Raw genomic sequence first — 8,593 nt, 5'->3', positions numbered from 1 at the left:
CTATGGTCTCGTTCATACTTTGCTTGTACTGCTGGCGGTGCGACTATTGAAACATTAAAAGCTTATGTGGAAAGTCAATCGACCCCAGATTAAGACGCTATCGCGTCTTACGCCTTATATCCTCGCCCTCATCGGGCGAGGGTTTACGGCGAAATTGCTAAATACACGATCCATGAGATAAAGACCCCAACCATCAGGGAGACTATCTCCAAAAACCCCATGAATGCCGTAATGCGGTTCTCTAGGCACAACTTGCAGGCTTGTATCAGCCTTTAAATTGAACGGAGCCAGAGAGGTTGAGTGAGCGCCTAAATAAGCCTCATCAAATTGAAAGAAGCTTTGCTTACTATTTTCAACGAGCTTGCCGACAAGTACCTTTTCACCTGTGCTAAGCGTTCGTTTTACGGTTAGGGCTGATTTAAGCACGTCGAAGCACATCCTCTATTGATTTAAATTCAGGCTCAGACGACTTTGTCAGCTCTTTCACTTTTTTCAAGTCACCGACTGTCTCAAACAGCATGAGGAACTGACGCAATGAGATGTTGCCAGATGACTCAAACTTTCGGATCGTTGCGTAAGGCACGCCAGAGAGATCGGCCATCTTCTGAACACTGAGTTTATCTTTTTTCCGAGCGGACTTGATAAACTCTTTGAGATCCATTTGCAAATCATAAGCGGTATAAAGAGATAACATACATGCCTCGTAAGTTGCTACCATGATATCGATTATAGCACCAATTATGGTTTTATTGCTATTATTGTAGCAAATATAAAGTAATAATAATCATTGCTTCATTAAAACGAATGACGTAAAAAACCATCACCGTGACGGTGATGTTATTATTACTATAATGACAAATTAACGAGTTTTATGGTATAATTTGCTATCATAATAGCAGATTAAAAAAGCAAGGCTGACATCCTTCATGTATACGCGCTAGGAATGTAACCTTAAGTTAAGTTGAAATGCCGCCTTATAAATTAATCTTTTAACTCACTGTTTTTAATAATAAAATCTACATCTCCCTACGTTTTTTGTAATGAGTTAGGCTTAAGGCATTGATTTTATTGGCAGTAAAAAAGGGGAACCGGCTGAATCAGATCCCCCGTAACTTATCAGCCTACTAAGAGCAGAGTTACACTTTTGGGGATTCATAACATTACAATGTCGGTGAAATCGTCAATCGTAATGCCTTTGTGATCTTATGTTCATCGCGAGAGTACAGCGAAAAAGTTCGCAAGCACATAGGTGTTGATTACGCTTGATACTCTTTCATTGTTTCAACTAAGTTATCCAATGAAAATCCACGATATTCAACGTCATAACCTTTTAGATTTAACTTTTTCAAAAGGCAGTGGGACTTCTCTATTAATTTGACCTCACTGTAACGTTTTTGCTGTCTCTTTACTTCGGCAATGAGTATTTTCTTATCTAAGTCATTAATAGCCACTATATCGATCTCATTGTGACCTTTTGCATCCCAGTATCCACCAATCTTTCCGAATTGCTTTGATTCAACCAATATCGCGACGAACAGGCTCTCTAATTCCAGACCAGAGTAAACGGTGAAATCTCGTTCAATATATCTTCGGATGTATTCGTAGTTCTCCATCTCAACAGCACTTTTGTTGGCATGGATGAATCGAAACCAGAAGTTTAGAAACGGATCGGAAATGGAGTAACGAATATCTCGTGAGTTCTCTTTAGAGCTAATCGGGCGCTTTTTGGTAATAACATCAAAAACTTCATCAAGCTTTTCCAGATGAACACCGACACTCATATCTAAGAAGTTTTCAATTCGAGCACGGCTTGTATTGCCTTTTGATATCGCACCAAGAATATCGAAGTAAACTCGATGTTCTGAGCCAAAATCTTCAACGAGTCGATGAGTTCCTTCTTTTATTAGTGGTGAAAATTCGGAGATTACCCCCTCAAATAGGTCATCGTTCTCAGCAGAGAATCGGGTTAACCACTCAAGGTATTTTGGTATCCCGCCAGATAGGCACCACCATCGAAGCATGTTTTCAGCATCAAATTGATCGTGATCTTTCATTACCTCGGCAAGATAAGAGGGCTGCAAAGGTTGAATTTTAAAGAATCTATCATCACGATTGAATAGAGGTTCGTCTTTGCCTTTGAAAATCTTCGTCATCATGCTGTAGAGGGAGCCACAGCACACTAGGTGCATCATCGAGTCTCTCTTGTTTGCATCCCATAAATTTTGAATATCGGAGAATAGAGCAGGGTTGACGATGTCGATATCTTGAAACTCGTCAATGATGATTGTCAGAGGTTTTTGCTTTGTATAATCCAACAAGAACTCAATGATATCTCGCAGTGATTGGGGCTGGAAAAACTTAACACCGAGCTCACTATTGATGATTTCTGCGAATTCAGCCACTAAGGAGCGTTCACTCTTTCGACTTATGAAAAGGTAAAGGAATTTGGTATTTTCTTGGTGAAAAGCTTCGTTTAAAAGACGGGTTTTACCTACGCGTCTTCTCCCAACCATTACGCTAAGTTGCCCCTTTGTTTCTACTATCTGCTCAGAAACAGTTTGTAGAGCTTTTAATTCCTTCTGACGGTTATAAAATTTTTTCATTGCTTTCTACTTTTGCTTTCACGTATTAGCAATAGAATAGAGCATGAGGCATTTAGTGTAAATTAGTTTACTGTAAAAAAAGTTACAGTAAATTTTTTTACAGTAACCAAAAAGCCATGAAGCGGTCTTCAGGCATTAAGGATTGTTGATTTTACTAGCTGTCAATCTGGAATGTTGATTCCGCTAGCTTTGAATCCGATGTTCTACTGCTTGAATCGCCACCGACTCACACGGCAAATATAGAACTACACCCTTATTAAATAATAACCATATCCAATCATTAGAAAAAATGGCCAATTATGGCAAGAGAAGTGTGTACTGCATAAATATTAGGCTAACAACTTTTGAGGCAAATCCGAGCTAGCAGACTCTAATGAACACGCCGACGGACAGAAAAAAGCCCCGCATTAGCGAGGCTCGATGATGTTTATCTGTAGTACTGGTGACGCCTTTTTGAATTATGCTTCCAGCACTTCGCAACGTCATATACGCATGCTGGATAATCATCCCAAGGGTCGGCTAGTGCTTTTCCTCTAGCTGCTCTCAGTTTTATTGGGTACCCTCGACACTCGATTTCATGGAGGAAAAAGTAACTCTTTTCCTGCTTGGTTGAAAAGTGCTTATGAGTCCCACTACGTACACGAGGATACACATCCCACAAATAATGCCCATACTCCTTGTCTCGGCTTCGGTACTGTTGCTTTAGTTTTTTCATTTACCCTCCAGGTTTACGTTACCTAGAAGGGATCCTTTGCAAAGTAGTTCATCTTAAAACCTATCAACTTCGTCTGTTGTGACCGATTTCCGTTAACCTTTTCTTGCTTAAAGCATACACAGCGATACGATATTTGGATTACTTCTATACCCGTTCAACTTGAAGATGCAGGTTTCAACAACTGAAAATTATCCGTAATTCCGGACGTCAGTGAAACTGTGTCATAGCCCGCTTAAGTGGTGAGCGACGCTACCACAAACCCTAATTTTTGCACCGTAAACACAAAAGCCAAATCAAGCCAAAACCGCCGAGCGTTGCGAATCCGTCTTAAAGCATTTGATGTGTTAAGCGACATATGTAACTGAATTTTCTTCACACCAATCTTTCAGAGCTTGTTTTGTGGCTAAACTTTGAAACTGATACCACTGCTCTGTTGCGCCAATTTGTTCTAAACGATGCTTAAATTTAGCAAAAGCACCTTTTCGGCTGAAGTAATCAGATATCAAATCGTATTCACTTGGCAACTCTCGGGAAACAAATTCTAGAACGGTTCTTCGACCTAAACCTAAATCACACTTACTCGGAATACAAAGGTAATGATCTGAGTCCTCGATATCGTCAGGTACAACCTCATCTACGCCATCACCAATGTAGTGAATTTGCCCAGACTGCGTATTCAAATACGCCTCAGCACCAAAACTCAAATCCCCAGAAACAAACTCCATTGCCATTTCCAAGTCATTAAGATCTACCGGCATATTGACCTCCATTTCTTCCTGACACATAGACGCGTTAAGTTGATGAGATGGTCTCCCCTCCCCCTACCACTTCACATGGTCATAAGCCATGCTTGGGGTGTTCAGGTCCTGAAGCAAAAGGAGAAGACCCATGACTCAGCATAAAATCATCGGCATCGACTTAGCAAAAAATATTCTCTTCCTTGTTGAAATCAATCATAAAGGAAAGAACCTCAATCGTAAAAACCTCAACGAAGTAAACTACTTAACTATGTCGCAATGCAAAGTCCATGCATCATCGCGATGGAGGCTTGCTCTGGTGCACATTACTGGGCTCGCGAATTCGAAAAGTTAGGGCATCAAGTTCTTTTGTACCCACCTCAGCATGTCAAAAATCAGCGCCGTAAACAAAAGAATGACTACAACGATGCTGAAGCGATTGCTGAACTCGCACTCTATCAACGGGCCTACCCTGTCAACAGCAAGATATTCAATCATTGATTCGAATGCGCAGGCTATATGTCACCGAGAGAACCCGCCTGATTAATCAGGTTCGAAGGCTAATTGCCGAGTACGGTATCATCATCTCGCAAGGAAAAGCGTCTTTTAGGCAAGCTATTCCCGAAATACTGGAAGACATCGAAAACCAGCTCTCACCAATATTACGTGAGCTTCTATCTCGTCAGTACGAACGCTATTTATATATCGATGAACAGATCCAATGGTTTGAAGATAAACTCAACCAAACCGTTAAACAATTTGATAATGCCAAGCGGCTGATGTCTATCCCTGGCTTTGGACCACTCACTAGCCAAGCCGTTGCCGTATGGCTCGGCTCAGGCCAACAGTTTAAGACTGGGCGAGATGCATCCGCTGCGATGGGGCTGGTCCCGAAACAAGATACGAAGGGTGGAAAGGTCATTCTTCTCGGGATAACCAAACAAGGTAATACTTACATTCGATCTTTACTGGTTCATGGTGCTAGAGCCGCTTTAAGACGAGCCAAATTCAAATCCGATAAACTCAATAAATGGATACTTGAGTTACAAGAACGACGAGGCCCCAACCGTGCTGCGGTAGCACTCGCGAATAAATTAATGCGGATCGCTTGGGCCATTATAACCAAAAACAAAGAGTACCAACCAGCATAAAACAATATGCATCACCAACCCTTTGCAAAGTACGTAGTGAGATGAATAACAGGATAAATCCTACACGTTGAAAACCTTATGCTCACACTGGCTTTAAAGTCGATAAGTTGATCAGGACTGCGTGTTCGACTGCCTCACCTTGGCCAAGACAATGGCCGCAAAACAGGCCGTATATATGGTAGTTAACCTGCGCTTTTAATCATGCTACTGACTTGCAAAACCGGGGGAGACCATATAGGTGAACAACGCCAACCACCTAACCTGATCCATTGTACCTTAACCACTAAATTCAAATTGAACTGAAATCGCCAAGCGTTGAGGATCCGTCTGGAACGCTTACTGGTTAGTTGCCCATCTCGGAGTCTAGTGCTAACATTTGTACACACACCAACAAAGGGATACATCATGGACACTAGAATTCAATTTCGTGTTGGTGAGGAAACAAAACGCCTAGCTCAACAAATGGCTGAAAGCCAAGGTCGCACACTGAGTGATGCTTGCCGTGAACTTACTGAGCAACTCGCTGAACAACAAAGAAAAACATTATCTCACGATGCATGGCTAACTGAACAAGTAAACCTAGCATTTGAGAAGCTCGACTCAGGAAAAGCGGATTTCGTTGAACACCAAACTGCTAAATCTCGAATGGAAGAACGCAAAGCCAGGATCCGCAATCGAGGTAAGCAATGATTTTATGGGAAGAAGAGTCACTTAATGATCGCGAAAAGATCTTTGAGTTTTTCTATGACTTCAACCCTGATGCAGCAGAGAAAACTGACAACCTCATTGAAGCAAAAGTAGAAAACTTGCTAGAGCAGCCTCTGATAGGTGTGCAACGAGATGGTATTCGTGGGCGATTGCTCATTATTCCCGAGATATCGATGATCGCCCCATATTGGGTTGATGGCGATATCATTCGAATTATGCGCGTACTCCACCAGAAACAAAAATTCCCTATGGATTGATTGCTTCCTCTGGAGAACGCCCTGCTAAGGGGTGAGCAACGCAATACCGAAGCCGCCGCATACCACCTTAAACACTAAACACAACGCATAGTGAAAATGCCACGCGTTGCGAATCACTCTTAACCAGTTTGTTATAACACAGTTTTACACGTCATCTTCCGATAAAATTTGACGACAATTACGAACTGTTAGTACACGAATTTCGTGGCTTAAGCTGTAGATTAAGACGATAGTGACCGAAGATGATTTCGCGATAGTTCGTATGGGGCATTTCAGGGACAAACCGCCCCATTTCAAGCCTACTTCCAAGTAGTTAAGTTTTATCAAAAACTTCGTTTACCCACTTATCTGCCGCAGGTGGATTATCCAAAGAAATAAACTCCGCTGCATCGCCTAGCTTCTGAAGCGCTAATGGAGACCAGACTACTTTCATTTCTTAATGCGCGCCAGTACTTGAGCACGCGCATCATCATTGGAAACACCAAGACCAGAAGCTAATTGAGCTTCTGCTGTGCGCATTTCTTCCAGTAATTCGATTTTCTCTTGCATTGCTTCATACTCCGCAACATCGAGAACAACAGCAACACCTTTACCACGTTGCGTAATAACCAATGGACGACGAGTCTCATTGATTTGTTTGATGTATGAAGCTACACCGGCACGAAACTCAGACAAAGGCTGAATATCTTGGTCGAAATGAATACGACTCATATTGAACTCCGATTAGTACAAAATAACGTACAAATAATAGTTCAACTAACCGTTTTGAACAAGAAGTTGATTCTGTGTTATCAACGCCTTGTTAAGGTGATGTGAGGCACGCAATACCTAAGCTTCCGCATACCACCTTAATCACTAAATTCAACGCATAGTAAAAATGCCGCGCGTTGCGAATCACTCTTAAAACAGTTTGTTAGCCGCTCATTCTCAAAGATTATTGCTTACTTAGCAGGAACTTGCGCAAATCTCTCTCAGCACACATAACAAACAGAATAAATACTTTGTCACCGTCTTGTTTATAGAAAACACGACATGGATTAACTACAGCTTCACGATAACTTAAATGTTCTAGTTTGGGCGGAATGCGACCCGATTCAGGGAAAGCTTCTAGGCGTACAACCTTAGAGAAGATCGTTTGAACCAATGGCTTTGCAGCTACAACATTTTCAAGCGCAATGTATTCAGCGATATCATTGAGGTCAGATAGCGCTGGCTCAGTCCAGATTATTTCAGCCATTTCGACATTTTGTCCTTGGCTTCATCGTGACTCACCACTTTACCGTCAGCTATGCGCGTTCGCCTCGTGCAATCCCTTCTAGAATCACCAAACGATTTTGCATAAACTCGTAATCATCAACATCAACCAGGTATGCCGATGGTTTACCATGTTCGGTAATTAACACTGGCTCTTTAGTATCGTGAAGTTCGGCAAGGATCTTAGTTGCTTGGCGTTTGAGTGATGTAACTAGTTCTACTTTCATGAGAGCTACTCCAAAGGAATACTAAAGTGACACTATTCTATCACTTTGAGTATAGCAAGCTCCATGACGGCTAGACGCGGCGTTAAGTTGAGCAACGCCACCACTGTGCCTAACCTATTGTGCTGTAAACACTAAAGCCGATCCAAACCGAAATTGCCAAGCGTTGGGAATCTGTCTTAAACGCTTTGTCTACCGCTGTCTGCCGCTCCAGGCGAACTGTTCCCAAAGGCAGTTCTATTCAACCATTTAAACCACTTTCTCTATCAATTTATTATTTTTGAGATCAATCTTCCAAATTTTCACAATAAGTGAGAGGTTAGTTCAAAACGTATTTCAACCACCGATGAAATGTGATTATGATGAAAAAACACACAGGAGCACCATATATCGATCAGACCATAGCCACACACCCAACATGTAGACATTTCGTGTTTCACTGACAGAGAAAGCGGAGCGAAATAATGAGACCAAAAATAAAGAAAATAGGATTACCCACCCTTAGCCTTCAACTGCATCCATTACTCCATTCATTAACGCAAGACGATCGCTTTCAGTTAACACAAACGCCATCGCTCGATGCTATCTCGGTACACCACCTACAGCGCCTCCTCGACTGTCACCCGATCCCCGTCACACGGCCCACCACCACTGAGCATTACCAATGTCTCGTGCCGATCCCCTTTATTGAACGATTGCGAACTCATCCACAACGCGCCGATTTGGTGGTGACCCTACTCATTTATGACGACGACGAGATCCAAAACGCACTCACCAGCTTTCTCTTATTTGAGCCAGCACTGGCACTCTCCACTCAAACGTTTCAGACCCAGAATATCCATCTCCGCCTTCGTCAATTCAAAGCACAGGCCATCCCCTCGCCAACCAAAAGAGCACTCGCCGCGCTCGCAGATTGTTCTCCATCGGCATTTCGATGAACAAAG

General features: G+C 42.3%; 11 protein-coding genes and 3 pseudogenes. 5 read left to right on the top strand and 9 right to left on the bottom strand.

From position 1 onward, the window contains the following. Positions 1-93 (top strand): transposase (locus tag ACWYVB_RS22775; protein WP_318079992.1); only part of this gene is annotated, 93 nt, incomplete at its 5' end. A gap of 21 nt (positions 94-114) precedes the next feature. Here ACWYVB_RS22775 and ACWYVB_RS22770 read toward each other — a convergent pair. The 5 genes from ACWYVB_RS22770 to ACWYVB_RS22750 form a co-directional block, all read right to left on the bottom strand. Further along, positions 115-426, bottom strand: coding sequence for a HipA N-terminal domain-containing protein (locus ACWYVB_RS22770; protein WP_256957135.1), 312 nt, complete (start codon positions 424-426; stop codon positions 115-117). After that, positions 419-694 carry a helix-turn-helix domain-containing protein gene (locus ACWYVB_RS22765; RefSeq protein ID WP_213896858.1) on the bottom strand — a complete coding sequence of 92 codons (276 nt, stop codon included), beginning with the start codon at positions 692-694 and terminating at the stop codon, positions 419-421. Before ACWYVB_RS22765 ends, ACWYVB_RS22770 begins: the two co-directional genes overlap by 8 nt. A 562-nt stretch (positions 695-1,256) precedes the next feature. Beyond that, a complete protein-coding gene (locus ACWYVB_RS22760; RefSeq protein WP_005397606.1) occupies positions 1,257-2,603 on the bottom strand; it encodes an ATP-binding protein in 1,347 nt (448 codons plus the stop codon). Positions 2,604-3,030: 427 nt separating this feature from the next. Beyond that, on the bottom strand, positions 3,031-3,318 hold the full coding sequence (locus ACWYVB_RS22755; RefSeq protein WP_031780640.1) for a hypothetical protein: 288 nt from the start codon (positions 3,316-3,318) through the stop codon (positions 3,031-3,033). 344 nt (positions 3,319-3,662) lie between these two features. Continuing rightward, a complete protein-coding gene (locus ACWYVB_RS22750; protein WP_005397605.1) occupies positions 3,663-4,076 on the bottom strand; it encodes a UPF0158 family protein in 414 nt (137 codons plus the stop codon). A gap of 130 nt (positions 4,077-4,206) precedes the next feature. Between ACWYVB_RS22750 and ACWYVB_RS22745 the strand changes: the two are divergent. The 3 genes and pseudogenes from ACWYVB_RS22745 (at position 4,207) to ACWYVB_RS22735 (ending at position 6,171) form a co-directional block, all read left to right on the top strand. Beyond that, positions 4,207-5,206, top strand: a pseudogene (locus tag ACWYVB_RS22745) (IS110 family RNA-guided transposase). A 405-nt stretch (positions 5,207-5,611) separates the two neighbouring features. Further along, the gene (locus ACWYVB_RS22740; RefSeq protein WP_005397596.1) at positions 5,612-5,896 is read left to right on the top strand and encodes a type II toxin-antitoxin system TacA family antitoxin; all 285 of its coding nucleotides are present in this window, start codon (positions 5,612-5,614) and stop codon (positions 5,894-5,896) included. Beyond that, a complete protein-coding gene (locus ACWYVB_RS22735; protein WP_005397595.1) occupies positions 5,893-6,171 on the top strand; it encodes a type II toxin-antitoxin system RelE/ParE family toxin in 279 nt (92 codons plus the stop codon). Before ACWYVB_RS22740 ends, ACWYVB_RS22735 begins: the two co-directional genes overlap by 4 nt. A 144-nt stretch (positions 6,172-6,315) precedes the next feature. On the opposite strand, the pseudogene ACWYVB_RS22730 reads toward ACWYVB_RS22735, so the two are convergent. The 4 genes and pseudogenes from ACWYVB_RS22730 to ACWYVB_RS22715 form a co-directional block, all read right to left on the bottom strand. Next, positions 6,316-6,604: pseudogene (locus ACWYVB_RS22730) on the bottom strand (type II toxin-antitoxin system RelE/ParE family toxin). Further along, positions 6,601-6,882: a type II toxin-antitoxin system Phd/YefM family antitoxin gene (locus ACWYVB_RS22725; RefSeq protein WP_005397593.1), complete on the bottom strand. Its 282-nt coding sequence runs from the start codon at positions 6,880-6,882 to the stop codon at positions 6,601-6,603. The pseudogene ACWYVB_RS22730 and the gene ACWYVB_RS22725 overlap by 4 nt, the downstream one beginning before the upstream one ends. Positions 6,883-7,105: 223 nt before the next feature. Beyond that, a complete protein-coding gene (locus ACWYVB_RS22720; RefSeq protein ID WP_262679542.1) occupies positions 7,106-7,408 on the bottom strand; it encodes a type II toxin-antitoxin system RelE/ParE family toxin in 303 nt (100 codons plus the stop codon). Then, a pseudogene (locus ACWYVB_RS22715) lies at positions 7,396-7,652 on the bottom strand (type II toxin-antitoxin system Phd/YefM family antitoxin). Before ACWYVB_RS22715 ends, ACWYVB_RS22720 begins: the two are co-directional and overlap by 13 nt. Before the next feature lie 461 nt (positions 7,653-8,113). Here ACWYVB_RS22715 and ACWYVB_RS22710 point away from each other — a divergent pair. Then, on the top strand, positions 8,114-8,587 hold the full coding sequence (locus ACWYVB_RS22710) for a hypothetical protein (RefSeq protein ID WP_031780639.1): 474 nt from the start codon (positions 8,114-8,116) through the stop codon (positions 8,585-8,587). Positions 8,588-8,593: the final 6 nt, after the last annotated feature.

The organism is Vibrio sp. JZG10 (assembly GCF_054064075.1).
This window is presented reverse-complemented; position numbering and strand designations above follow the sequence as displayed.